Source organism: Rathayibacter sp. PhB179 (assembly GCF_004345345.1).
GTDB classification, from domain to species: domain Bacteria; phylum Actinomycetota; class Actinomycetes; order Actinomycetales; family Microbacteriaceae; genus Rathayibacter; species Rathayibacter festucae.
In genome coordinates, this window is record NZ_SLVD01000001.1 from 679,214 (window position 1) to 702,496 (window position 23,283).

Sequence of the window (23,283 nt, forward strand, 5' to 3'; positions counted from 1 at the left end):
TGACGTCCGGGCTCTAGCCCAGGCGCCCGTCGAGGTCCTTGACCACGCGGCCGGACTGCAGGACCGCGCGCACCGCCGAGGGATCGCCGAGCGCGGCGATGTCGGCCAGCGGGTTCGCATCGGTCAGCACCAGGTCGGCGAGCTTGCCCGGCTCGACCGAGCCGAGCTGCGCGTCCAGGCCCAGCAGGCGGGCGCCGCCGAGGGTTCCGGCGCTCAGGGCCTCGAGCGGGGTGAGCCCGACGGCGACCAGCTGCGCCAGCTCGGCGAGGTTGCGGCCGTGCGGGTGCACGCCGGCGTCCGTGCCGAGGGCGAGCGGGATGCCCGCCGCGACGGCCCGGCGGACCGAGTCGAGACCGCGCTCGCGCAGGAGCTCGCGCTGCCGGAGCCGCTCGGCGGTCGTCGTCGCCGGGTCGAACGCGCGCACCAGGATGCTCAGGGTCGGCACGAGCGTCGTCCCGCGCTCGCGCATCAGCGCGATCGTCTCGTCGGAGAGGTCGTAGCCGTGCTCGATGCTCGTCGCGCCGCCCAGCACAGCGGCGCGCGCGGCGTCGTCGGAGAGGGCGTGCGCGGTGATCGGCCGGCCGCCGCGCTCGGCGAGCAGCTCCGCGATCAGGGCGACCTGCTTCTCGGTGATGCCGACGTCGCGCGCGTCGTCGTTCGGTGAGCCGAGCCCGCCCGAGGTGGCGACCTTGATCACGTCGGCGCCGGTGCGGACGAGCGTCCTGACAATCCGGACCACGTCCTCGTCGGTGTCCACGAGTCCGGGCGCGGGCATGCCCGGGCGCACGGCCCAGGCCGGCAGGCTGCCGTTGCGGTGGTGCGGATCGGCGTGGCCGCCGGTCGGCGAGAGCATGGCGATCGCGAGGTGCAGGCGCGGGCCGTCGACCGCGCCGCGCGCGACGGCCTCGCGGTAGCCCGGCGAGAGCCCGTCGAGGTCGCGGGCGGTGGTGACGCCGGCGTCGAGCGTGCGGCGCAGGAGCCCGGCGATCTCGAGGACGTCCTCCTCCGGGAAGCGCTCGCGCGCCGCCTCCGGAGCGACCGGCACCATCGCGAGGTGCACGTGGACGTCGACGAAGCCCGGCAGCAGGAACGTGCCGGACACGTCGACCGCGCGACCCTCGAGCGCGGGATCCGCACGGCGCGGCCCCGCGTAGGCGATCACGCCGTCGCGGATCTCCGCCTCGGAGTCCTCGAGCGGAGCGGCGCCGGTCCCGTCGACGAGCGTCGCGCCGACGAGGCGGAGCACGCCCTCGGCGACGGGGGTGGCGGGCAGCCGGGCCGTCATGCGCTCTCCTTCGCGGGGACCGCCGCGGGACCCGACAGGCTGAAGCCGGGCGAGCCCGGGTCGGCGTCGAGCAGGCGGCGGGTGTACCAGTGCTGGGGGTCGGCGTAGATCCGCTCGACCGGGCCGGCCTCGACGACCTCGCCGCGGTAGAGCACCACGACCTCGTCGCTGACGCGCTGGACGACGGCGAGATTGTGCGAGATGAACATCATCGTCAGGCCGAGCGACTCCTTGATCCCGGCCAGCAGATCGAGGATCTGCCCCTGCACCGAGACGTCGAGCGCGGAGGTGATCTCGTCGGCGATCACGAAGGTCGGGTCGATGATCAGCCCGCGGGCGATCGCGACGCGCTGGCGCTGCCCGCCGGAGAACTCGTGCGGGAACCGGTGCCGCATGTCGGCGCTGAGACCGACGCGCTCGAGCCAGGCGACGATCAGCTCCTCGTTCCGGCCGACGCGGGCGCGGACCGGGTCGATCGCCTCGGCGAGGGTCTGCGCGATGGTGCGCCGCGGCGACAGCGAGGAGTAGGGGTCCTGCGGGATCATCTGCGTGCGCCGGCGGTAGGCGTGCATCGCCGCCCGGTTGGCGGCCACGATGTCGACGCCGTCGACGCTCGCCGTGCCGGCCGCCGCGCGGACCGAGCCGACCAGCACCTTCGCGAGGGTCGACTTGCCGGAGCCGGACTCGCCGACCACGCCGACGGTGCGGCCGCGCTCGACCCGCAGGTCGACGCCGTGCAGGACCTTCGCGTGGCCGAAGACCACGTCGAGACCGCGGACGTCGACCATCGCGGAGGACGCGGGGGTTCCGGCGGCCGAAGCGGCGGCGGCGCTCACGAGCGCACCTCCGGCGGCGTCGGCACGGTCACGACCGGCGTCGCGGCGAGCAGCTGCCTCGTGTACGGATGCGTCACGGTCTCCTCCGAGAGATGGGCGATGTCCTCGATCCGCTCGACGATGCGGCCGTCCTTCATCACGAGGACGCGGTCGCAGAGCGCCCGGACGACGCCGAGGTCGTGCGAGATGAAGAGCACGGCGGTGCCGGAGTCCTCGTTCATGCGCTTGAGCACCGAGAGCACCTCGCGCTGCACCGTCACGTCGAGCGCGGTGGTCGGCTCGTCGGCGATCAGCAGGTCGGGCTTCGCGCTCATCGCCGAGGCGATCATCGCGCGCTGCTTCATGCCGCCGGAGAGCTGGTGCGGGTACTGCCGCAGGCGCCCCTCCGGATCGGAGAGCATCACCGAGCGGAAGCCGCGCAGGAGCAGGTCGAGCGCGTCGCGGCGGGAGTGGCGCAGGCGGATCCGCAGCACGTCGGACAGCTGGGTGCCGAGGACCATGGCGGGGTTCAGCGCGGTGCCCGGGTCCTGGTAGATCAGCCCGATCTTCGCGGCGAGCACCCGGTCCGGGACGGGGCCGAGCAGGTCGGTGCCGCCGAGCTCGAGCCGGCGCGCGGACGCCTCGAGGCCCTCGCCGAGCAGCTTCGCGACCACGGACGCCGTCAGCGACTTGCCCGAGCCGGACTCGCCGACGATGCCGAGCACCTCGCCGCGGCGGATGGTGAAGGAGAGGTCGGAGACGAGCTCGCGGCCGGTCGCGCCGTGGCGGACCGTGATGCCGTCGGCGACGAGCACGGCGTCGGCGGGGGCGGGCGCGGCGGTCGAGGAGCCGGTGGCCCTCGTCATCCGGGCCCGCGTCGTGTTCGAGCGCGGGTTCGCCGCCGCCGCCAGCCCGTCGCCGACCAGCAGCGCCGCGAAGGAGGCGACCGTGAGCGCGAGCGCCGGGCCGAGGATGACGACGGGGTTCACCGAGATCCGGCTCAGCCCGTCGTTGAGCAGCGTGCCCCAGTCGAAGGCGGGCGTCTGGGCGCCGAGGCCGATGAAGGAGAGGCCCGAGATCTCGACGAGCGCGCCGGAGAAGGCGCCGGCGACGAGGATCAGCGTCGGCTCGGCCATGTTCGGCAGCACGTGCCGCAGCGCGACGAGGTGCGTCGGCACTCCGGTCAGCCGGGCGGTCGTGACGTACTCGCTCGCCGCGATCTTGGAGGCGAGGTTGGCCGTGAGCCGCGCGAAGCCGGCGATGTTGGCGACCGCGATGGCGACCACCACCTGGACGACGCCCTGACCGAGGATGGCGGCGACGATGATCGCGACGAGCATCGTCGGGTAGCTGACGGCCAGCTCGATCGCGCGCAGCCCGAGCTCGCGGACCCGGCGCGGCGCGAGCCAGACGCCGATGCCGACCGCGATGCCGACGATCGCGGAGAGCACGGTCGCGGCGAGCGCCATCAGCACGGTCGAGCGGGTGGCGACGAGGGTGCGGGCGAGCATGTCGCGGCCGAGGGTGTCGGTGCCGAGCGGGTGCTCGGCGGTCGAGCCGAGGCTGGGGCTGCCGCCGAGGCCGGTCGCCTGGCCCTCGAGCGCGATCGGGGCGATCAGCGCGGTGAGGGCGATCACGCCGAGCAGGCCGAGCCCGATCACGAGCCCGGGGTTCCAGGCGAAGGTGCGCGCGCCGGCGGGCTTCAGTCCGCGGACGGCGGGGAGGGACTCAGCCACGCTGCTCTCCGAGGGTGCGCGGGTCGATCAGACCCAGGATGACGTCGATCACGAGGGTGATCACGAGGGAGATGAGCCCGATCACGAAGACGGCCGCCCGGATCACCGGGTAGTCCTTGTCGATCGCGATCGCCTGGACGATCACGCCGCCGAGGCCGGGCCAGGCGAAGACCGCCTCGGTGATCAGCGCCGAGCCGAGCAGGGCGGTGAGGATGATGCCCGAGAGCGTCAGCGCCGTGGTGAGCAGGTTGGGCAGCATGTGCTTGGCGTAGAGGGTGAGCGCGGGCAGCCGCCAGCCGCGGGCGGTGCGCATGTAGTCCTGCTCGAGGATCACCGCGGTCTCGCGGCGAACGATCCTCGCGACGGAGCAGGTGCCGCCGACGGTGAGCGAGGCGATCGGCAGGATCGCGGCGGTGCCGAAGTCGTAGGCCGGCGAGTACGCGGGCGGCAGCACCTTCAGCAGCACCGCGAAGACGACGACGAAGCCGGTCGCCAGCACGTAGGTGGGGACCGAGGAGATCAGCCCGGTGACGGTGCTGAACACGGCGTCGAGCCAGCGGCGGCGGTCGCCGCGGGTCGCGACTCCGACCGCCATGCCGAGCGCGATGCCGAGCACGAGCAGGAGCAGCACCGCGGAGATCGTGATGGTCAGCGTGTACGGGACGGCCGTCATCACGAGGTCCATCGCGGGGATCTTGTAGCGGTAGGAGGCGCCGAAGTCGCCCTGCAGGACGCCGACGAGGTAGGTCCAGAGCTGCGCGGGCAGCGGCTGGTCGAGGCCGAGCTGGGTGCGGACCAGCTCGACCTGGTCGAGCGAGGCCGCCTCCCCCGCGATGGCGATCGCCGGATCGCCGGGGATGAGCTGCACGATCAGGAAGGTGACCAGCACGAGCAGCGCGAGGTTGACGAGCAGGCCGAGGGCCCGGCGGAGGAGGAACCTCCGCCAGGCCCCGCCGAGGGTGCCGGCGCGGACGGCGCCCGGGCCGGGACCTGGGCCGGCCGCGCCGGACGACGCAAGGGTGGTGGCGGTCGTGGTGCTCATCGCGTCGTCTCCTCGTGTCGTCCGGCTCGGTGGGCTGCTCAGTGGATCAGGGCGTCAGCGGATCAGGACAGGATCCGCATGGCCGAGATGTCCCAGTAGCCCGAGAACACCGAGGTGGCGAAGCCGGAGCGGGCCACGTAGCGGTGCGTGTCGGTGATCAGCGGCGTCATGTCGACGCGCTCGAGGATCGTCTTCTGGGCGGCGAGCAGGTTCTCGCACTGCGTCTCGGTGTCCGAGGCGGCCATCGCGGCCTTGTAGTAGGCGACGCCCTCGGGGTTGTCGCTGGAGGAGACGTTCGTGCCGCCGTCGGCGTAGGTCGGGCCGAGGTAGCGGGCGATCGTGGTGTGGATCAGGCCGGGGCCGGCGTTCTCCGCGGCGATCGCGACGTCCCAGGTGGCGGGCTCGGTGCGCATGGCCTTCGACCAGTCGGCCGGGTCGAGCGCCGAGACGGTGACGGTGGCGCCCGCGGCGCGGAGCGACTCGGCCAGGTAGTCGGCGGCCGGGTCCCAGTTCGACATCATCAGCAGGCGGATCGACTGACCGGTGAGCTCGGGCGTCGCGGCGGCGGGGTCGTACTTCTGCACCAGCGACTCGTCGTCCAGCGCGCATCGGTAGCTCGCCGCGTTGACGGTGTACTGCGGCACGCCGAGGCCGTCGAGGCCGGCGGAGTTGAAGCCCTGGGTGTCGATCGCCTGGGCGACCGCGGCGCGGAGGTCCTCCTTGCCCTCGAAGATCGAGCCGGAGCCGGGGGCCTCGTTGAAGACGAGGTTGTAGGCCGAGCTGGCGAAGGTGACGGTCGTGTAGGCCGGGTCGTCCTCGAAGCGCAGCGCGTTCGAGTCGTAGAAGCGGGCCAGGTCGACGCCGCCGGACTCGAGCAGGTTGGCGCTCGTGTTGGAGTCGGACTGCACGGTGAGGTTGATCGTCTTCGCGGGCTCGCCCTCGACGTCCTGCCAGTCGGGCCAGGCGTCGTAGTCGTCGCGCAGCGTGTAGGCGGCGCTGACGCCGGCCGACAGGTTCGAGAGCATGTACGGGCCGGACCAGGCGCCGTCGACGGTGCCCGCGGCGAGGCCCTCGGTGTCGGCGAGGCCGGCGGGGCAGATGATGCCGGTGCCGGGGCGGGTGACGCCGCCGAGCAGCTGCGAGTAGGGCTGGCTGAGCGAGATCGTCAGCGTGCCGGCCGCGTCGTCGGGGGTGAAGGTCGCGTCGCCGGAGCCGAAGGCCTGGTTCTTCCAGGTCAGCGCGCCCGAGTCGTCGAGGCCGGTGAGGTACGTGAAGGAGTCGGCGACGACGGTCGGCGTGATCGCGGTGCCGTCGGCGCAGGTGGCGTCGTCGCGGAGGGTGAACGTGTACTCGGAGGCCGAGACGGCGTTCCACTCGGTGGCGAGGCCGCCGATGTAGCCCTCGGTCTCGCCCTGGCGGAGCAGGGTGTCGAAGCCGAGGCGCGCGACGGTCACGTCGGCGTCGGCGGAGGCCTTCGCGGGGTCGAAGGTGGACGGCGCGTACCAGAGCTCCGCGTTGATGGTGTCGGTGGTGCCGGCGGTGCCGGTGGCGCTCTGCGGGGCGCTGGTGGTCCCGCAGGCGGTGAGCGCGAGGCTCGCGACGGCCGCCAGTGCGACGCCGGCGAGCAAGCTCTTCCTGACCATGGTGCTGTCCTCCAAGGGGTACGGGTGGTGCATCGGGGGCGGGGCGGAGTTGCTCGGGGGGCCGCTCAACTTGGATCCAATCTATGGCAATGCGGATCCCATTGTGTTTCGTCGGGATTACATCTGGTTGGCGTCCTCCGCCGCGCGCCCGTGCACCGTCCGCCCGCCGACCACCGTGCGCAGCACGCGCGCCCCGGCGAACTCCTCCGCCGAGCACTCCCCCGGGTCGACCGAGAACAGCACCAGGTCGGCGAGGAAGCCGGGGCGGAGCATCCCGCGGCGGTCCTCCGCGAAGGCCGCGTGCGCCGCGCCTAGGGTGTAGCCCTCGACGGCCTCGAGCACCGTGAGCGCCTGCTCCGGACCGAGCGGGTCGGGCAGGCGGCGCATCCGACGGCTCACCGCGGTCGCGACCACCCGCCGCGGGTCGAACGGGAAGTAGGGGGCGTCGGAGCCGAGCGCGATCACGGCGCCGGAGTCGCGCCAGTCGCGCATCGGGTTCACCGGGTCGGCCCGCGCGCCGAGCCGGGCGGTCAGTCCGGCCGCGTTGCTCCAGGCGATCGAGGGCTGCAGCGAGGCGACGACGCCGAGCCGGGCCGCGCGCTCGCGGCTCTCGGCGGACGGCTCGAGGTAGGCGTGGATCAGCTGGCAGCGCAGGGCGGCGATCCGCTCGGGCGGGCCCGCCGCCTCGAGGGCGTCGAGCACCTCGGCGACCGCGCGGCTGCCGACCGCGTGCACGCCCAGGCCCCAGCCGCGCTGGACGCACTCCGCGGCGAGCCGCGCGAACTCGGCCGTCGCGATCCGCTGCACGCCGTGGCTTCCGCCGGGCCAGGGCTGCTCGAGGAGAGCCTGGCCCTTCATCCCCTCGCCGTCGTAGTAGACCTTGATCGGGCCGAGGCGGAGCAGCTCGTCGCCGTCGCCGGTCGTGCCGCCGACGGTGCCGAGCAGGGCGAGCGCCTCGTCGACGCCCGGGACTCTGGCGGTGACGAGCTCGGGGTAGGGCATGGCGACGACGCGCAGCGACAGCTCACCACGCTCGTGCGCCGCGCGGTAGGCGGCGAGCTCGTCGAGTGTGACGGCGGGGTCGATGACGCCGGTGAAGCCCAGCTCGTGCAGCAGCGGCTGGATGCGCAGGAGGGCCGCGCGGCGGTCCGCGGGGGTGGGCGGGGTGTCGCCGAGCCAGTCCGGGGCGTCCGGATCGGCGTCCGCGTCGGCGAGCATCGCGGCCGAGAACGCGTCGGCGCCGGCGCCCGCGTCGAGCAGCTGCAGGGCCTTCAGGCCCGCGCGCTGGGCGTGCGAGTGCGCGTCGATGAAGCCGGGGAGGAGGGTGCCGTCGAGGTGCTCCTCGGGGGTGCCTGCGGGGGCTGCGGCGCGGACGTCTGCGAGGGTGCCGACCGCGGCGATCCGGTCGCCGTCGATCAGGAGCGCCTCGGCGAGCGGGTTCTCGGGGTCCATGGTGCGGACGCGGGCGACGAGGAGGCGGGGCGCCGCTGTCCCCTGGGTGTCCGGCATCGTGCGGGGCTCAGGCATCGGTGCTCTCCCGGCGGTCGAGCCAGTCGTGCACGTCGGCGGCGGTGACGAGCGCGTCGCGCTGGAGGTACTCGATCGCCTCCAGGGTGGCGGCGTGCGCGCGCTCGCTCGAGCCGGCGACGCAGTCGGTGAGCACCCGGACGGCGTAGTCGTGCTGGTGCGCGTCCGCCGCCGTGTAGTGGATGCAGACGTCGGTGAGGCCGCCGACCAGCAGCAGCGTGCCGGCGCGGTAGGCCTTCAGGACGATCTCGAGCTCGGTGCCGAAGAAGGCGGAGTAGCGGCGCTTGCGGATCACGAACTCCTCGGGCCGCGGCTCGAGCCAGGACGCCAGCTCGGTGCCCGGGTCGCCCTCGAGGCAGTGCGGACCCTCGGCGCCGTCGAGCTCGCGGCCGATGTCGATCAGGTCGGGCTTGTGCACCTCCTGCACGAAGACGACCGGCACGCCGGCACTGCGGCAGTGCGCGATCAGGTCGCGCACCCGGGGCGTGCGCTCCGCCCGGCCGCTCATCACGGGGATGCCGGGGGTCGGCAGGTCCGAGGCGGCCCCGCCCTGGATGTCGACGACGAGGAGGACGGGAGTGCCGGAGACGGCGAGCATGCGGGTGGATCCTTCCGGGTGGTGCGCGGGTCGGGTGAGGTGCCCCCACGACCCCGGCGGCGCGAGGGCCGAGGCCCGTCGTCCGCCCGGCAAGTCTGGCCAGGCGATCGTTCGGGCGGGGGTCGGCCGTGTTTCCCCGGGGTAAAACCTCGGGATGCTCGGCTTGTGGAGGAGAGTCGGCTCCTCCGGTGCGCAGAAGTTGTCGTACCCGCGCGCCCAGTACGACAACTTCTGGAGAGCGGCGGTGGCAGCGCAGGGCCCGGCGGATCCACTGCGCAGAAGTTGTCGTAGCGGGTGGGCGAGTACGACAACTTCTGCGGAGTGGAGGGGGCGGCCGTCAGACCGGGCGGGCCGCGCGGCGGCGGCGGTGCGGGAGCAGGGCGGCGACGGGGACCGGGGCGAAGGCGTCGGCGACGGCGACCCAGACGGTCGCGTCGGGGGCGTGGTCGCCGAGGAGCTCGGCGCAGACGCCGCAGGGCTCGATGAGGTGGCGGGAGCCGGCCGGGCGCTGCAGCACTCCGACGATCGAGACGACCGGGGAGCCGGCGACGACCGCGGCGCTCAGGGCGGCGGACTCGGCGCAGACGGAGGCCCGGCCGGCGCTCGCCTCGACGTGCAGGCCGGTCACGATCCGCCCGTCGGCGAGCCGGAGGGCGGCCGCGACCTCGTGGACGCCGGTCCGGTAGCGCGCGTCGAGGATCGCCGAGGCCACCTCGAGCAGCTCGCGGTCCGGCGCGGACATCCCCGCGGGAGGCCCGTCGAGCACCGGCCGATCGAGCACCGGGCTCTCCGGCGCCGAAGGCCCCGACTCCGCCCCCTCGGTCACGACCAGCCCAGGATCCGCGCCATGTTGCCGCCCTCGACCAGCGCGCGGTCGGCCTCGTCGGGGATGGCCTTCGCGATCTTCATCCGCTCGAGGTCGAAGTCGCTGCCCGGCCACTCCGAGCCGAGCAGGATCTTCTCGGCACCGAGCCGGGCGTAGGCGCGCTTGACGTCGGACATCAGCGTCGCCGAGGTCTCGAGGTAGACGTGCGGGTTGCGCTCGGCGACGATGATCGCCTCGGGCACGTTCCAGACCGCGCCCATGTGGGCGATGATCGTCGGAACTCCAGGGAAGCCCTTGGCGATCTCCTCGATCGCGAACGGTGCGCAGAACGCGTCGTCGAGCGCGTTGATCAGCACGGGCAGGCCGAGCTCGTCGCAGACCGCGAACAGCGGGTCGAGCAGCCCGTGATCGGCGACGTGGTAGCCGTGCAGGCTGGGGTGCAGCTTGAGTCCGACCAGACCGGCGTCGGCGAAGCGGCGGATCTCGTCGGTCGCGTTCTCCCACTGCGGCATGACCTGGCCGAAGCCGAACAGGCGGTCGGGGTGCGCCTTCACGAGGTCGATCAGGAAGTCGTTCTCGATGCCCTGCGCGAGGGAGCAGACCATCGCGCGGTCGACACCTGCGGCGTCCATCCGGTCGAGGATGCGCTTGGGGTCGAACGGGGTGTAGGCCGGGGGCTGCTCGCCGGGGCGGACCCCGCTGAGGTAGTCGCTGCGGCCTCGGCGGTCCTGCGTGGTGTTGTACGCGTCGATGATCATGCGGTGTCTCCTTCTTCCGGTGTGGTGCGGGTGGGGTGTCGTTCGGGGGCGGGGCGGGCTGCTCAGCCGACCGCGGCCATCGCGCCCATGGCGACGAGCGCGGCGAGGGAGGCGAGCCTCCGGGCGGTGTCGAGTCGGCCGGGGCGGCCAGCGAGGGCGATGCGGAGCGTGCACGTCGCGTAGACGGCGACGGCGGCGCCGAGTGGCAGGGCGAGTCCGCCGCCGTGCGCGTGCCCGGCGCCTGCGAGAGCACCCGCGGTGGGCGCGGCATCGGCGAGGAGCACGAGGACGGCGGCGAGCAGCATCCCGACGGCGTGCAGCGCGTCGGCACCGTGCCGCCGCACTCCCCGGCCTCGGCGCACCCGGTCGACGAGGGCGGCGACGAGCGCGCAGCCCGCGAGCAGCGCGGACCAGAGCGGCGCGGGCAGGAGGTGCAGGGCGGGCAGGTGCACGTCGAGCATCGCGGCGAGCATGGCCGCCTCGGCGACGAGCCAGCCGCGGCCCACTCCCCGCCAGCCGGCGAGACCGAGCGCGAGGGAGCTGGCGGCGCCCGCGAGCATCACGACCAGCAGCACGTCCACGCCGGCCTCCTGACCTCGATCGGTCACCACGGGGGGCAACATTGGATCCAATCTAGGGCTGCGCGGATCCATGGGTCAAGCCGGACGCGGGAGTGGGCTCGCCGTTCGACGACACCGACCCTCGCGTGGGATCCAATGCCTGCCATGATTGGATCCCGGCCGACCTGGCCGCTGATCGGAGGGGATCATCGTGACGACCCAGGGCGACAACGCACTCGTGGACGATCTGGCCGCCCGCATCCGGGCGAAGATCATGTCCGGCGAGATCCCGATCGGCGCCCCGCTGCGCCAGGCCGAGCTCGCGACGCAGTTCGGCATCAGCCGCACCCCGGTCCGCGAGGCGCTGCGCCAGCTGCAGACCGGCGGGCTGATCGAGGTCGTCCCCAACCGCGGCGCCGTCGTCCGCGTGCCGGTGCCGTGGGAGGTGCGCGAGGCCTACGAGGTGCGCGCCGAGCTGGAGTCGCTGGCCGCCCGCCGCGCGGTCGACCGCCTGGACGATGCGACGATCGCCGAGCTCCGCTCCGTCAACACGGCCATGTACGAGCGCTCGCTCGCCGTCGCCGCCGGCACCGCCGCCGAGCGCGACGGCAGCGCCAACGACCAGTTCCACGGGCTGATCTACCAGGCCTCGGGCAACACCCGCCTCAGCCGGATGCTGATCGAGATCAACGACGCCTTCCCCCGCAACGTCTCGGGCCTGGTCCTCCGCGAGAACTCGCGCCACCGCGAGGAGAACTTCCGCGAGCACGAGCAGATCGTCGAGGCCTTCGTCGCCGGCGACCGCGAGCGCGCCGCCGCGATCATGCGCGAGCACGTCCTCCGCGCCGGCGAGCACCTCGCGCACTGGTACGAGCGCCGCTCCTCGACGGTGTTCACGGGCTGAGGGGCGGAGTCGGCCGCACAACATCAGCTGAGAAGGGTGGGCCTCCTCCCACAGAGGAGGCCGGGTGCTCTCAGCTGATGTTGTGCGGCGGAGTCAGCTCCGCGGCACCGTCGAGGCGCGGATCAGCAGCTCCGTCGGCAGCAGCGTCGCCCGCGGGACGTCGTCGCCGGCCAGCAGCCGCACCAGGACCTCCGCCATCGCGTCGCCGAGGCCGGCGGCCGGCTGGCGGACGGTCGTGATCGGCGGCTCGGCCGCCTCCGAGGAGTAGTTGCCGTCGAAGCCGGCGAGCGCCACGTCGCCCGGCACGCTCAAGCCGCGCTCGCGCAGCACCGCCAGGGCGCCGGAGGCCATCTGGTCGTTGGAGGCGAACACCGCGTCGATCGGGCGGCCGGAGTCGAGCAGGCGCCGCATCGCCTCGGCCCCGTCCCGCGGCGAGTAGTCGCCGATCTCGACGAGCGAGGCGTCCAGGCCGGCCGCCTCGACGGTGGCGCGCCACCCCGCCAGCCGGTCGATCGCGCCGGGCATGTCCTGGCGGCTCGCGATCATCGCCGGGGCGCGCCTCCCGAGACCCAGCAGGTGCTCGGTGACCTGCCGCGCCGCTCCGACGTTGTCGACGTCGACGAAGTGACTGTCGTGGTCGTCGAGGCTGAGCGGCCGGCCGCCGAAGACGAGGGGCACGCTCGCGCCGATCCGGGCGTAGGAGTGGTCGCCGCTGTGGTGCGACACCACGAGGGCGCCGTCGACGTTGCCGCCGAGGAGGTAGCGGCGGGTCTTGTCGGGCGTCGCCTCGGAGGCGATGACGATGTTGAGCATGTAGTCGGTCGCGGCGAGGCGGGTGGCGGCGCCCTGCACGACGGCGGCGAGGAACGGGTCGCCGAAGACCTTGCCGATCGACTCGGGCACGAGCAGGGCGAGGACCTGGGTCCGCCGGCTGGCGAGCGAGCGGGCCGCGCGGTTGGGCACGTAGCCGAGCTTCTCGATCGCGAGGCGGACGGCGGCCTGCGCCTCGGCCTTCACCTTCGGTGAGTCGTTGACGACCCGGCTGACCGTCGCCCGGGACACTCCGGCGAGCGCGGCGACAGCCTCGAGCGTGGGTGCGGCCGGTGCGGTGTCGTGACTCATGCGTGCCTCTCGAGCGGTGGACCCCCGGGCCCGAGAGTAGCCGAGCGGGCGGGTGCCCTTCGAGACACCTCCGGGGGTCCGCTCGCACTACGGCCATAGTGGGCTTCCCCTGCTGATCGAGCGGGCCGTGCGGCGGGCTTCCCCTGCTGATCGAGTAGGCCGCGCAGCGGACGTATCGAGATCCACCATCGCCGGAAGTCGAGTCTGCAGACCCGCCCTGCTGAGGACGGCGGGTCTCGATACGCCCCTCCGGGGCTACTCGACCAGCATGGACGGCGGCCGGTCCATGCTGATCGAGTAGCCCGCGCAGCGGGCGTATCGAGATCCACCATCGCGCTGAGCGCCCGCGGTCAGCCCTTGACCGCGCCGCCCATGATGCCGGCGATCAGCTGCTTGCCCGCCAGTACGAACAGCACGAGCAGCGGGATGATCGAGAGCACCGCGCCGGCCAGCACGATCGAGTAGTCGACGTAGTAGCCCGACTGCAGCTGCGACAGCGCGGTCTGCAGCGTCGGGTTGGTCGGGCTCAGCACGATCAACGGCCAGAGGAAGTCGGTCCACGCCATCATGAACGTGAACAGCGCGAGGATCGCCATCGCCGGACGCGCGGCCGGCACCGCGACGGTCAGGAAGGTCCGGAACTGGTTCGCTCCGTCGACCCGCGCCGCCTCGATCAGCTCGTCCGGGATCACGTCCACCAGGTACTGCCGCATGAAGAACACGCCGAACGCGGTGACCAGCGTCGGCACGATCACGGCGCCGAGGGTCCCGGTCCAGCCGAGCTGCCGCATCAGGATGAACAGCGGGATGATGCCCAGCTGGGTCGGGATCGCCATCGTCGCGATCACGGTGATCATCAGCCCGTCCCGCCCGCGGAAGCGCAGCTTCGCGAAGGCGTAGCCGGCCAGAGTCGAGAACGAGACGACCGACAGCGTGATGATCCCCGAGACGACCACGCTGTTCAGCAGCGCCGTCCAGAACGGGATCGCCGTGAACACCTGCGCCGCGTTGGCCAGGAAGTTGCTGCCCGGGATCAGCGGCAGCGTCTCGCCGCGGGTCGCGTTGCTCCCGCTGGCCACCACGAACGACCACCACAGCGGGTAGGTCGAGCCGAGGATGAAGGCGCTGAGCAGTCCGTAGGTGAGGAAGCCGGGGCGGTCGACGCGACCGGCCCCGGAGGAGCGCGGGCGCCGGGCGCGACGCTCGGGCTCGGCCGCGACAGGCGCAGCGGCGGGAGCGGTGGGAATCGTCGCGGTCATCGGTCGCTCACCTTCTGCGCCGGTCGGCGCGTGCGCGTTCTCACGCGGTTCTCGACGGAGGCGATCCGCCGCGAGATCGCGAAGTTCGCCAGTCCGATCAGCACGATCAGGAGGAACAGCAGCCAGGCGACCGCCGCCGCCTCGCCGAAGTTCTGCCGGAAGAACGCCATCTCCCAGAGGTAGAGGACCGTCGTCTGGAACTGGCGGTCCGAGCCGCCGATGCCGCCGGCGTTCGAGACGTCGAACAGGCGCGGCTCGGCGAAGATCTGCAGCCCGCCGATCGTGGCCGTGATGATCACGAAGATCAGGGTCGGCCGGATGCTCGGGATGGTGATCGAGGTGAAGCGGCGGAACGAGCCCGCTCCGTCGAGCGCGGCCGACTCGTGCAGATCGCGCGGCACGGCCTGCATCGCGGCGAGGAGGATGAGCGCGTTGTAGCCGGTCCAGCGCCAGTTGACCATCGACGCGATCGCGATGTGGCTGGCGAGGCGGTCGTTGGTCCAGTCGATCGGGGCGATGCCGACCAGGCCGAGCAGATTGTTCGCCAGGCCCTCCTGGTCGCCGAAGATGCTCGAGAAGATCAGCGCCACGGCGACCGGCGAGACGACGTAGGGCAGCAGCACGCTCATCCGCCAGAAGGTGCGGGCGCGCAGCGACTGATCGAGCACCGCCGCGAGCACGAGGGCGACGGCGAGCTGCGGGATGGTGGAGAGCAGGAAGATGCTCAGCGTGTTGCCGATCGAGTTCCAGAAGAAGCGGTCGCCGAGCACCGCGGCGAAGTTGCCGAGGCCGACGAAGTCGCCCTGGCCCTGCAGCAGCTGCCAGTCGTAGAGCGAGACCACCAGCGTGTAGACGAGGGGGAACGCTCCCGTGATCGCGAACAGCAGGAAGAACGGCGAGATGTAGAGGTAGGGCGACGCCTTGACATCGAAGCGGCTCATCCGCTGCTTGGCCGTCAGCGGCAGGCGGGGCGCGGGGCGGCGGCCGGGAGGCGGCGCGGCCGACGCGGTCGGCGGGGTCAGGGTGCTCGTCATGGGTCGCTCTCGTCGGTCGCTCTCGTGGGGGGACTCGTTCGTGGGACGCGTCGCGAGACTCGTCATAAGAGGGAGGGAGGGCCCCCGCCCGGCCTGCTACCGGACGGGGGCCCTGTCTGAGGGGAGCGGGTCAGTCGACCAGCTCGTCGAGGAGCGAGAGCGCCTCGTCCCAGCCCTTGTCGCCGTCGAGCTCGCCGCGGTCGACCTTCTGCAGCACCGGGCCGAAGACGTTCTCCTGGATCAGCGAGTCGTCCGGACCCTTGTACTGGGCGACGACGCCCTGGGCGCGCTCGGCGAGGATCGCGCCGGTCGGCGAGCCGTTCAGCGCCGGGTCGGGCGCGGCGGCGGAGGCGAGCTGCTCCTGGGCGGAGACGGTGCTCGGGAACGGACCGGTCGCGTCGAACGCGGCGATCTGCTGCTCCGGCTCGCTCAGCCACGAGGCGAGCTCGGCGGCCTCGGCGGGGTGCTTCGACTGCGTCGGGACGGAGAGGAACGAGCCGCCCCAGTTGGCCGCGCCGCCGGGGAAGACGTCGGCGAAGTCCCAGCCAGTGGCCTCGGGATCGCCGCCGCCGGCCTCGACCTGCGCCTTCACCTGGCCGAGCATCCAGCCCGGGCAGACGAACGTCGCGAAGGTGCCGTCATTGAAGGACTTGCCCTTGTTCCAGTCCCAGGCCTTCTGCGCGGCCGAGAGTCCGGAGGCGGCGCCGTCGGTGATCCAGCCCCAGCGCTCCTGGAGCTCGGCGTTGCCGTCGATGTTCAGCTCGCCGTCGGCGGTGTAGTAGCCCTCGGGGAGCTGGTTGACCATGGCGTTCCAGACGAAGCCGGACTGGTCGTACCAGGCCTTGCCGGTCGCGTCGTGGTACTGCTTCCCGGCCGCGACGTAGTCCTCCCAGGTCGCGTCCGCACCGCCGAGCAGCTCCGCGACGGCGGCCCGATCGGTGGGCAGGCCCGCGGCCTCGAAGGCGGCGGTGCTGTAGCAGAGGCCCTCGGGGCCGATGTCGGTGCCGTACCCGATGACGCGGCCGTCGGGGTCGACGGCCTGCTCGTACTTCCAGTCGACCCAGTCGGCCTTGCGGTCCTCGATGCCGTGGTCGCGCAGGTCGACGAACTGGTCGGAGACCTCCATGATCGAGCCGAGCCAGCCCTCCTCGATGGCGACGACGTCGGCGAGGCCGGAGCCCGCGGCGAGCTTGGTGAACGCGTCGGTCCGGGCGTTGCCGCCGGTGTCGATGTTGTTCGGGACGATCGTGACGCCCGGGTGGGCGGCCTCGTACTCGGCGTAGAGGTCGTCGAACCCCATGGCGCCGAACGTGGTCACGGTCAGTTCGATGTCGCCGTCCTCGGCCGCGCCGGATCCGGACGAGCAGCCGGAGACGAGCAGGGCCAGGGTGGCGGCGCCGGCGATCGCCGTGGCGATCCTGGCGCGTCGTGATTTGAGCACGGTCACTCCTTCGTGATGGGTGTCAGGGCACCCCTGGGGGCGCTCCCACGGTGCTGTGCTGCCGTATGTGAGAGCGCTCTCACGAGGTGTGAGGCGAGCATACGGAGCGGGCTGCGGGGAGGTCAAGGGTTTTGTGAGAGCGCTCTCTTTCGCGGTCGTGGCGGGTCCTGGAGGAGGTTCGGCTCGCGGAATCGGCCTCGGCACGCAGAGTCGGGCCGGGCTCGCGAGCCGGAGGTGCTTCCGCGAGCCGGAGGCAGCGCCGGGCGACGTCCGGCACGCGGAACGGCCTCGGGCACGTGGAAACCGGGCGAAACAACGTGCCGGAGCTGATTCCTCGAGCCGGAGAGGTGCGAGCTCGAGATCCGCCGGGCCCTCGGGCGACTCCGGACGGTTCCGGCACGGATCGAGCACCTGGAACGACCCTCGGCACACGGAGATCCGGCAGAACCGCGAGCCGGACGCGATCCCACGAGCCGGACGCGGCTCGGGGCGCCGCCGGCACGCAGAATCACCCTCGGCTCGTGGAAACCCGCGGAAACGACGAGCCGGAGCTGATCGCGCGAGCCGGAGGTGACTTCGCAGCACCTCGGGCTCGTGGAATCACCCTCAGCACGCGGAAGCCCGCGGAAACGACGAGCCGGAGCTGATCGCGCGAGCCGGACGCGGCTCCCGGGTCGGAGGCGTCTCGCTCCCGCCTCTTGACGTGACACTTGTTTTTCACAAGCATGAGCGCAGACGCCGCAGTCCGCGGCTCCGCCGAGAAGGAGAGACCGCCATGCCCTCGATGTTCGTCAACCTGCCCGTCACCGACCTCGAGCGCGCGAAGGCGTTCTACGTCGCACTCGGCTTCTCGATCAATCCGGCGTTCTCCGACCACAACGCGGCCTGCGTCGTGGTGGAGGAGGACCACAACTACTTCATGATCCTGGTGCGCGAGTACTTCCAGACCTTCAGCGACCTGCCGATCGGCGACCCGGCCGTGAACCCCTCCGTCTCGACCGCGATCTTCCTCGACACCCGCGAGGCCGTCGACGCCACCGTCACCGCCGGGCTCGCCGCGGGCGGCTCCGAGTCGCGGCCCGCCTCCGACTACGGCTTCATGTACCAGCGCCAGGTCGCCGACCCCGACGGCAACCTGCTCGAGTTCGGCTGGATGGACCCGGTCGCCGCGGCGCAGGGGCCGGAGGCGTTCACCGGCGAGCAGGCCTGAGGGCGATGGCCGCACGCGACTACGGGCAGTACTCGGCGCTCACCCGCGCGGTCGAGCTGGTCGGCGAGCGCTGGGCGCTGCTGATCGTCCGGGATCTCCTGGTCGGGCCGCGCCGGTACAGCGAGCTCGCGCAGGGGCTCGCGCGCATCCCGAGCAACGTGCTGGCCGGTCGGCTGAAGGAGCTGCAGGCGGCCGGGATCATCCGGCGGGCGCCGCGCTCGCGCATCATCGTCTACGAGCTGACGCCCTACGGCCGCGAGCTCGAGCCGATCGTGCTCGCGCTCGGCGCCTGGGGGTTCAAGGCGCTGGGCGATCCGCGCGAGGAGCAGGTGATCACCCCGGACTCGATGACGGTCGACCTGCGCACCGCGTTCCGGCCGCAGGTCGCGGCCGAGCTGCCGGCGACGGTGTACGCGGCGCAGGTCGGACCGGCCGGGCTGCTGATCCGGGTCGACGGCGCGGCGCTGGACGTGTCGCGCGGCGAGGTGCCGGGCGGTGAGGCTCCGGTGGACCTGGCGTTCTCGACCGGCGCGGACATCCGGCTGCTGCTGTCGGGCGAGCTCGCGCCGGAGCGGGCCATCGCGACCGGCGCGGTCACGGTGCTCCGCGGGCGGGACGCGCTGCTCGGGCGCTTCGCGAGCACGTTCCACCTCGCGGCGTGAGGGAGCGGTGCCGCGGTCGTCTGCTTGCGGCGCACCTGCTGATCGAGCAGTCCAGCGGGCCCCGTGCCTGCTGATCGAGTAGCCCGCGCAGCGGGCCTATGCATGCTGATCGAGTAGTCCGCGCAGCGGACGTATCGAGATCCACCGCCGCTCGGAGGGCGGGTCTCGATACGCCCCTCCGGGGCTACTCGACCAGCATGCCGGGGCCCCTCGGGGACAGCTCGACCAGCATGCCGGGCCCCTCCGGGGCCGCTCGACCAGCATGGGGGGCTGCTCGACCGGCATGCGGGCGGAAGGGCTGGCCACTGAGCGAGGGGCGGGTGGCCGCGCAGGGCGCCTCCGGGGCCGCGCGGCCGGGAGGCGACTGGGCGCGCGGCTCCCCCGGCGCCGGCGGGTGCTGGAGTGGCCGTTGCCCTCGCGCGCCGCGGGGCCGTCCACGACCCGCGGAGGAACCACCATGCCGTCATCGAAGCCCGCCAGCCGCACCACGAGTGAGCAGCGGAAGGAGCACGCCGAGCAGTACTCCGCCGCGGCGCGCTACGCGTCCGAGGCGTTCGGCACCTTCCTGCTCGTCGCGGGCGGCGTCGGCACGGCGGTCTTCGCCTCCGCCTTCCCGGACAGCGGCAACGCGCTCGGCGTCGGCTTCCTCGGCGTCGCGCTCGCCTTCGGGCTCACGCTGGTCGCCGGGATCTACGCTGTCGGGCACATCTCGGGCGGCCACTTCAACCCGGCCGTCTCGATCGGCTTCGCCCTCGCGGGGCGGACGGAGTGGCGGCACATCCCCGGCTACATCGTCGCCCAGATCGTCGGCGGCATCGCGGGCGCCGGAGTCGTCGCGCTGATCGCGGCCGACGGACCCGCCGGCTACTTCGACGCCGCCCGCGACGCGGGCTTCGCCTCGAACGGCTTCGGCGCGCACTCCCCCGGCGGCTTCGGCCTCGGCGCGGTGATCCTGGCCGAGGTCGTGCTGACGGCCGTCTTCGTCGGCGTGATCCTCTCCGTCACCGCGAAGAGCGAGTACAAGGCCGTCGCCCCGCTCGCGATCGGCCTCACGCTGACCCTCGTCCACCTGATCAGCATCCCGATCAGCAACACGTCCGTGAACCCGGCCCGCTCGATCGCGGCCGCCGTCTTCGCCGGCCCCGACGCCCTCGGCCAGGTCTGGGTGTTCCTGCTGGCGCCGGTGCTCGGGGCCGCGATCGCCGGCCTGGCCTCGAAAACGCTGCACCGCACCCGCTGACAACGCCCGCGCTCTGCGCCCGTGATCGAGTGGCGAGGTCACACCCCTCAATACACGCTCATAGCGCACTGAGTCTGCTTAATCGGAACGTGTACCGCTGGCAGTCAAACCACTAGCTCTGGCTGATGCGGCGACCGAACAGCAGAACTACTTACGCCCCCAGGTCACCCCACCCGCCCAGGAGCCACGACCCGACGCGCCTCCCGCAGGACGGCGCCGCGCGCACGAGGTGAAATACGCTGATCGAGTTTCGAGAAGCGAGCTCCCCCATCTTCGAGCTAACGGCGCGACATAAACTCACTTTGCGTCAAAGGTGCACTGGGCCTGCTCGAACACTACATTTGCGTCATGGCAGACGAAGGAATGGATAGTCTCGACGACCTCGCGGTACTACTTGGCGCGAGCAAAACATTGCCCGTCCTCTTTGTAGGATCCGGCCTCTCTCGGCGCTACCTGGGAGCGCCCGACTGGGACGGCTTGGTCGAATACGCAGCGAGTCTTACCGAGTACCCTCTCGACTTCTACTCGAGTCGTATTCCGGCAAGCACTGGAAGGGAAGACCGCCTACCGCAAATATCGTCGCAAGTTGCGGAACAATTTCACTCAGAGTGGTGGACCTCGGCCAAATATGTTGACGCTAGAGAGGGCAATCAAAGACCTTTGCCCGGGAAGGGAGATCCTCTCAAACTGATGCTGGCTCATCACATTGGAGAAATCGCCATACTCGATGACGTCTCTCTAGCTCAAGAGCGAGAGAAACTAGCGCGTGCGAAGGTGCACTCAATCATCACCACAAACTACGATGAATTACTCGAGAACGCTTTTCCTGACTACAAAGTTTTTGTAGGTCAGCAAGACGTGCTCTTCGCGGCTCCTCAATATGTCGGTGAAATTTATAAGATTCATGGTTCTATCAGTGACTCCCGAAGCATGGTGTTTACGGGAGAAGACTACGACGAGTATCGGCGCAAGAATCCATACCTTATAGCCAAGATCATGACTCTCTTTGTTGAACACCCGGTCATCTTCATGGGATATAGCCTTCGCGATCCGCACATTCTAGAACTTCTGGCAACACTCGTCTCCTGTCTCTCGGAAGATCAACTCGATACGTTCAATAAAAGGCTAATTTTCGTCGGCAGAGCAAGTAAGACGCGAGTGAAAGGCTTGTCAAACTCAAGCATTACTGTTCCCGGCTACACATTTGGCGTCCAGGAGTTTGGTATCGATGACTTTGGAGGAGTATTCGAAGTTCTTGCAGATTTACCTGAGCACTATCCGGTCAAGCTGCTTCGGAACCTTGCGGAGCGGGTCACACAGATGGCGTACTCCGACGCCTCAAGCGAGCGAATTCACGTGCTGCCGCTCCAAGAAGGTGAAGACGCGAATGACGTCGAGGTTGTCGTCGGAGTCGGTGCGTTTGAAAGGTTAGGAATCAAGGGCTACTCCGCTTATAGCCGTACCGAACTATTCCTCGATATGCTTGCTGGCGCTGACGATCACAATGTCGAACATATGCGCGACCACCTGTTGCCGCATTGCTTCAGAAATGCAAAATTCTCACCAATCTTTTATGCGCGTTACCTCGCTGGCATTCATCAGGTCAGCTTTGAGGAAGACCGCCTGCCTACTCGGGCGCAAGCGCTTCTTTCCGGGGCGACCTCGGTGGCGCCGTATCCCGGGCGACGGCCGCCGCATTGGGAAACAATGGGGTTTTTGGAGCTTCTTGCGGACTACCCAGAGCTCGCTGAAAATTTAGCAGCAGGATGCGCTTACAGTGCCGACGATGTCATTGGCCTCGGCTTATATCTTTGGCCTAGGTTCGTCGACAACCGTTCTCCCACTACGGTCTTAGCAAAAGCTGGCGCGAAGTTTGATCGACTCGTATACGGTAACGACTTTGACGGAGATCGCGAGAATCTTCGCAAACGAGTTCGAGAGGAACTCGGGCAACCTCGATATTAGAACCGCTGGCCAATAACATTCATATTGCGGTTGAACCGGGTCGAACCTTTCTTCAACATGCTTCTCATTCAGCACACAGGAACCACAGGGGGCAACTATGCACCGAATGATCAGAACGACCCCTAATACCGCGACGTCTTATCAGGACTTGATTTCCCGAATCAGACGCTTCGACCGCGACTCGTCTATTGTCCGCCTAAGCGCGCTGTCTCAGAATTGGACCGGTCAGGTCACCGACATCAACGGTCACACAGGCCCGTTGTTACCTTGGAGCATCTCTGGAGTAGCCGCCCTCTTCATCACAAGAGGAACTCAAAGCGGCTCCATTCCGACCGACACGCAACTGGAGCAACTTTGTTCTCACTTTCTGCATCTCGCGGTCGCGAGCGGCCCGTTAGACGAGGATTATCTCATCCGCCTAGTAGGCCGGATAATGCATGAGCAGTTTCCATTTCAGCGCCTGGGAATGAGCGAGTGGGCCCGACCAATCGCGCTTTACCAGGACACTTCGTTTAAAATAGGTTACAAGCCAGAGGTGATGACACCGGGTTGGGACGTAGAGCTCATGGGCTGCTCGATCGCCGACTTTGTCTCAACTGGTTTTTGTCTACACACCGCCGCCAATACTGGAGGTCGGTACCCAATTCAGTGGACGCCAGGACTCAAAAAGGCTACGGCACTTCACGGCGGATCGACAGCGTTCAATCGAATAGTCACAAGCAATTTCTTAACCGACATAGCCAACGTCAAGAAGGAGCGAATTGGCGCCCTCGACCGCATGGGCATGTCGCCCGGCAAAAGGTTTCTACACGAGCCCTTTAGTTATAACCCTCTCCTGGCGCGGCCCTTCGTCGGCGGTATTGTCAAAGACGAATGGATTGCCCCGAGCGTGCCGCTGATTCAAATGCGCTCCTCACCTCTCGGAATAATATATTCTGGACTAGATAGATGGGGCACTGCTTTCACCCGAGACGCTGGAAACCTATTTGAGCAGTATGTCGGTCGCCAACTTGCACTTATGCCAAGCGAGGCGCTTTTGCCAGAGATAGACTTCGGCACCAAAAACAAAACTTAACTTTCGGTAGACTGGATTGTTGAGTTAGATGACCTCATTCTCCTAGTCGAATGTAAAAATTCTGTTCCAAACGTAAGCGTTCGAGAAGGTCTGGATGATTTTGTTGGAGCTCACGCTCGCCTGGCTAAAGGCTTGGAGCAGATCAATAAAACTGCTACTGCAATACTATCCAGCAATAGCGCCTTCAACGCGTTGTCTTCCAAGCCCCTGGTGGGCCTCGTAGTTACGCTCGGAAACTTCGAGACTGCAAACGTTCCAGCAATTCGCGAAACTTTGCCGCAAGCCGCTGTTCCGACAGCTATCGTAGGCGTGAGCTTTCTCGAGGAATTTGTTACTTTGGGACTTTCCGATCTCGCATCGTTAGCTAAAAATTTGAGCTCATCCGCGGATGGCAAAAATGTACTCGACACACTAGCTTGGCTTGCGGGCGTAGAAGTAAGTTCAAATTCAATAATAGGGGATGCTTTTTCGAGCATTCCAATAGTCGCTTTGGCAAGCGCTATGGGGATTCGCTCCTGATCGATTTGGACTTGAGGCTTACGGACCCCCTCCAAACGGCCGCGGCAGGAGGAGGATCGCCT

21 protein-coding genes are annotated in these 23,283 nt (G+C 69.7%); 7 read left to right on the top strand and 14 right to left on the bottom strand.

The window, feature by feature from the left end:
- Positions 1-13: 13 nt before the first annotated feature.
- The 10 genes from EDF43_RS03170 to EDF43_RS03215 form a co-directional block, all read right to left on the bottom strand.
- Entirely contained in the window at positions 14-1,285 is a 1,272-nt protein-coding gene (locus EDF43_RS03170; RefSeq protein ID WP_132435419.1) for an amidohydrolase family protein, read from the bottom strand.
- The gene (locus tag EDF43_RS03175) at positions 1,282-2,121 is read right to left on the bottom strand and encodes an ABC transporter ATP-binding protein (protein ID WP_243581553.1); all 840 of its coding nucleotides are present in this window, start codon (positions 2,119-2,121) and stop codon (positions 1,282-1,284) included. The genes EDF43_RS03170 and EDF43_RS03175 overlap by 4 nt, the downstream gene beginning before the upstream one ends.
- Entirely contained in the window at positions 2,118-3,836 is a 1,719-nt protein-coding gene (locus tag EDF43_RS03180; RefSeq protein ID WP_243581554.1) for a dipeptide/oligopeptide/nickel ABC transporter permease/ATP-binding protein, read from the bottom strand. Before EDF43_RS03180 ends, EDF43_RS03175 begins: the two co-directional genes overlap by 4 nt.
- The gene (locus EDF43_RS03185; protein WP_132435421.1) at positions 3,829-4,878 is read right to left on the bottom strand and encodes an ABC transporter permease; all 1,050 of its coding nucleotides are present in this window, start codon (positions 4,876-4,878) and stop codon (positions 3,829-3,831) included. Before EDF43_RS03185 ends, EDF43_RS03180 begins: the two co-directional genes overlap by 8 nt.
- Before the next feature lie 62 nt (positions 4,879-4,940).
- Positions 4,941-6,521, bottom strand: a complete 1,581-nt coding sequence (locus tag EDF43_RS03190; protein ID WP_165908999.1) for an ABC transporter substrate-binding protein — start codon at positions 6,519-6,521, stop codon at positions 4,941-4,943.
- A 117-nt stretch (positions 6,522-6,638) separates the two neighbouring features.
- Complete coding sequence (locus EDF43_RS03195) at positions 6,639-8,048, bottom strand: amidohydrolase family protein (RefSeq protein ID WP_123734515.1); 1,410 nt, start codon at positions 8,046-8,048, stop codon at positions 6,639-6,641.
- A complete protein-coding gene (locus EDF43_RS03200; RefSeq protein ID WP_123734514.1) occupies positions 8,041-8,646 on the bottom strand; it encodes an isochorismatase family cysteine hydrolase in 606 nt (201 codons plus the stop codon). Before EDF43_RS03200 ends, EDF43_RS03195 begins: the two co-directional genes overlap by 8 nt.
- 337 nt (positions 8,647-8,983) lie before the next feature.
- Positions 8,984-9,388, bottom strand: coding sequence for a cytidine deaminase (locus EDF43_RS03205; RefSeq protein WP_123705964.1), 405 nt, complete (start codon positions 9,386-9,388; stop codon positions 8,984-8,986).
- Positions 9,389-9,468: 80 nt separating this feature from the next.
- The gene (locus EDF43_RS03210) at positions 9,469-10,230 is read right to left on the bottom strand and encodes an amidohydrolase family protein (RefSeq protein WP_123447441.1); all 762 of its coding nucleotides are present in this window, start codon (positions 10,228-10,230) and stop codon (positions 9,469-9,471) included.
- Positions 10,231-10,292: 62 nt separating this feature from the next.
- Complete coding sequence (locus EDF43_RS03215; protein ID WP_132435424.1) at positions 10,293-10,841, bottom strand: hypothetical protein; 549 nt, start codon at positions 10,839-10,841, stop codon at positions 10,293-10,295.
- Positions 10,842-11,001: 160 nt separating this feature from the next.
- On the opposite strand from EDF43_RS03215, the gene EDF43_RS03220 reads away from it, so the two are divergent.
- Entirely contained in the window at positions 11,002-11,694 is a 693-nt protein-coding gene (locus EDF43_RS03220) for a GntR family transcriptional regulator (RefSeq protein ID WP_207901612.1), read from the top strand.
- A 93-nt stretch (positions 11,695-11,787) separates the two neighbouring features.
- Here EDF43_RS03220 and EDF43_RS03225 read toward each other — a convergent pair whose 3' ends face one another.
- From EDF43_RS03225 to EDF43_RS03240, 4 genes are all read right to left on the bottom strand, one after another.
- Positions 11,788-12,816, bottom strand: a complete 1,029-nt coding sequence (locus tag EDF43_RS03225; RefSeq protein WP_132435426.1) for a LacI family DNA-binding transcriptional regulator — start codon at positions 12,814-12,816, stop codon at positions 11,788-11,790.
- A gap of 350 nt (positions 12,817-13,166) precedes the next feature.
- Entirely contained in the window at positions 13,167-14,075 is a 909-nt protein-coding gene (locus tag EDF43_RS03230; protein WP_132435428.1) for a carbohydrate ABC transporter permease, read from the bottom strand.
- Positions 14,072-15,109, bottom strand: coding sequence for a sugar ABC transporter permease (locus tag EDF43_RS03235; RefSeq protein ID WP_132435430.1), 1,038 nt, complete (start codon positions 15,107-15,109; stop codon positions 14,072-14,074). The genes EDF43_RS03230 and EDF43_RS03235 overlap by 4 nt, the downstream gene beginning before the upstream one ends.
- 130 nt (positions 15,110-15,239) lie before the next feature.
- A complete protein-coding gene (locus EDF43_RS03240; RefSeq protein ID WP_132435432.1) occupies positions 15,240-16,550 on the bottom strand; it encodes an extracellular solute-binding protein in 1,311 nt (436 codons plus the stop codon).
- Positions 16,551-17,325: 775 nt separating this feature from the next.
- Here EDF43_RS03240 and EDF43_RS03245 point away from each other — a divergent pair.
- The 6 genes from EDF43_RS03245 (at position 17,326) to EDF43_RS03270 (ending at position 23,221) form a co-directional block, all read left to right on the top strand.
- Positions 17,326-17,760, top strand: coding sequence for a VOC family protein (locus EDF43_RS03245; RefSeq protein ID WP_123705888.1), 435 nt, complete (start codon positions 17,326-17,328; stop codon positions 17,758-17,760).
- Positions 17,761-17,765: 5 nt separating this feature from the next.
- Positions 17,766-18,422, top strand: a complete 657-nt coding sequence (locus EDF43_RS03250; RefSeq protein ID WP_132435434.1) for a winged helix-turn-helix transcriptional regulator — start codon at positions 17,766-17,768, stop codon at positions 18,420-18,422.
- A 457-nt stretch (positions 18,423-18,879) separates the two neighbouring features.
- The gene (gene aqpZ, locus EDF43_RS03255; protein ID WP_132435436.1) at positions 18,880-19,662 is read left to right on the top strand and encodes an aquaporin Z; all 783 of its coding nucleotides are present in this window, start codon (positions 18,880-18,882) and stop codon (positions 19,660-19,662) included.
- Between the two features lie 348 nt (positions 19,663-20,010).
- A complete protein-coding gene (locus EDF43_RS03260; RefSeq protein ID WP_132435438.1) occupies positions 20,011-21,627 on the top strand; it encodes an SIR2 family protein in 1,617 nt (538 codons plus the stop codon).
- 106 nt (positions 21,628-21,733) lie between these two features.
- Positions 21,734-22,702 carry a hypothetical protein gene (locus EDF43_RS03265; RefSeq protein WP_132435440.1) on the top strand — a complete coding sequence of 323 codons (969 nt, stop codon included), beginning with the start codon at positions 21,734-21,736 and terminating at the stop codon, positions 22,700-22,702.
- Positions 22,703-22,834: 132 nt separating this feature from the next.
- Entirely contained in the window at positions 22,835-23,221 is a 387-nt protein-coding gene (locus EDF43_RS03270) for a hypothetical protein (protein WP_132435442.1), read from the top strand.
- The last annotated feature ends 62 nt before the right edge of the window (positions 23,222-23,283 follow it).

What these genes read in the sequence shown, in the direction of transcription:
- EDF43_RS03250 (WP_132435434.1), top strand. Translation starts at nt 17,766, where the DNA reads ATGGCCGCACGCGACTACGGGCAGTACTCGGCGCTCACCCGCGCGGTC.
- EDF43_RS03205 (WP_123705964.1), bottom strand. Translation starts at nt 9,388, where the DNA reads ATGTCCGCGCCGGACCGCGAGCTGCTCGAGGTGGCCTCGGCGATCCTC.
- aqpZ (WP_132435436.1), top strand. Translation starts at nt 18,880, where the DNA reads ATGCCGTCATCGAAGCCCGCCAGCCGCACCACGAGTGAGCAGCGGAAG.
- EDF43_RS03260 (WP_132435438.1), top strand. Translation starts at nt 20,011, where the DNA reads ATGGCAGACGAAGGAATGGATAGTCTCGACGACCTCGCGGTACTACTT.
- EDF43_RS03190 (WP_165908999.1), bottom strand. Translation starts at nt 6,521, where the DNA reads ATGGTCAGGAAGAGCTTGCTCGCCGGCGTCGCACTGGCGGCCGTCGCG.
- EDF43_RS03265 (WP_132435440.1), top strand. Translation starts at nt 21,734, where the DNA reads ATGATCAGAACGACCCCTAATACCGCGACGTCTTATCAGGACTTGATT.
- EDF43_RS03185 (WP_132435421.1), bottom strand. Translation starts at nt 4,878, where the DNA reads ATGAGCACCACGACCGCCACCACCCTTGCGTCGTCCGGCGCGGCCGGC.
- EDF43_RS03210 (WP_123447441.1), bottom strand. Translation starts at nt 10,230, where the DNA reads ATGATCATCGACGCGTACAACACCACGCAGGACCGCCGAGGCCGCAGC.
- EDF43_RS03170 (WP_132435419.1), bottom strand. Translation starts at nt 1,285, where the DNA reads ATGACGGCCCGGCTGCCCGCCACCCCCGTCGCCGAGGGCGTGCTCCGC.
- EDF43_RS03225 (WP_132435426.1), bottom strand. Translation starts at nt 12,816, where the DNA reads ATGAGTCACGACACCGCACCGGCCGCACCCACGCTCGAGGCTGTCGCC.
- EDF43_RS03245 (WP_123705888.1), top strand. Translation starts at nt 17,326, where the DNA reads ATGCCCTCGATGTTCGTCAACCTGCCCGTCACCGACCTCGAGCGCGCG.
- EDF43_RS03200 (WP_123734514.1), bottom strand. Translation starts at nt 8,646, where the DNA reads ATGCTCGCCGTCTCCGGCACTCCCGTCCTCCTCGTCGTCGACATCCAG.
- EDF43_RS03235 (WP_132435430.1), bottom strand. Translation starts at nt 15,109, where the DNA reads ATGACGAGCACCCTGACCCCGCCGACCGCGTCGGCCGCGCCGCCTCCC.
- EDF43_RS03195 (WP_123734515.1), bottom strand. Translation starts at nt 8,048, where the DNA reads ATGCCTGAGCCCCGCACGATGCCGGACACCCAGGGGACAGCGGCGCCC.
- EDF43_RS03230 (WP_132435428.1), bottom strand. Translation starts at nt 14,075, where the DNA reads ATGACCGCGACGATTCCCACCGCTCCCGCCGCTGCGCCTGTCGCGGCC.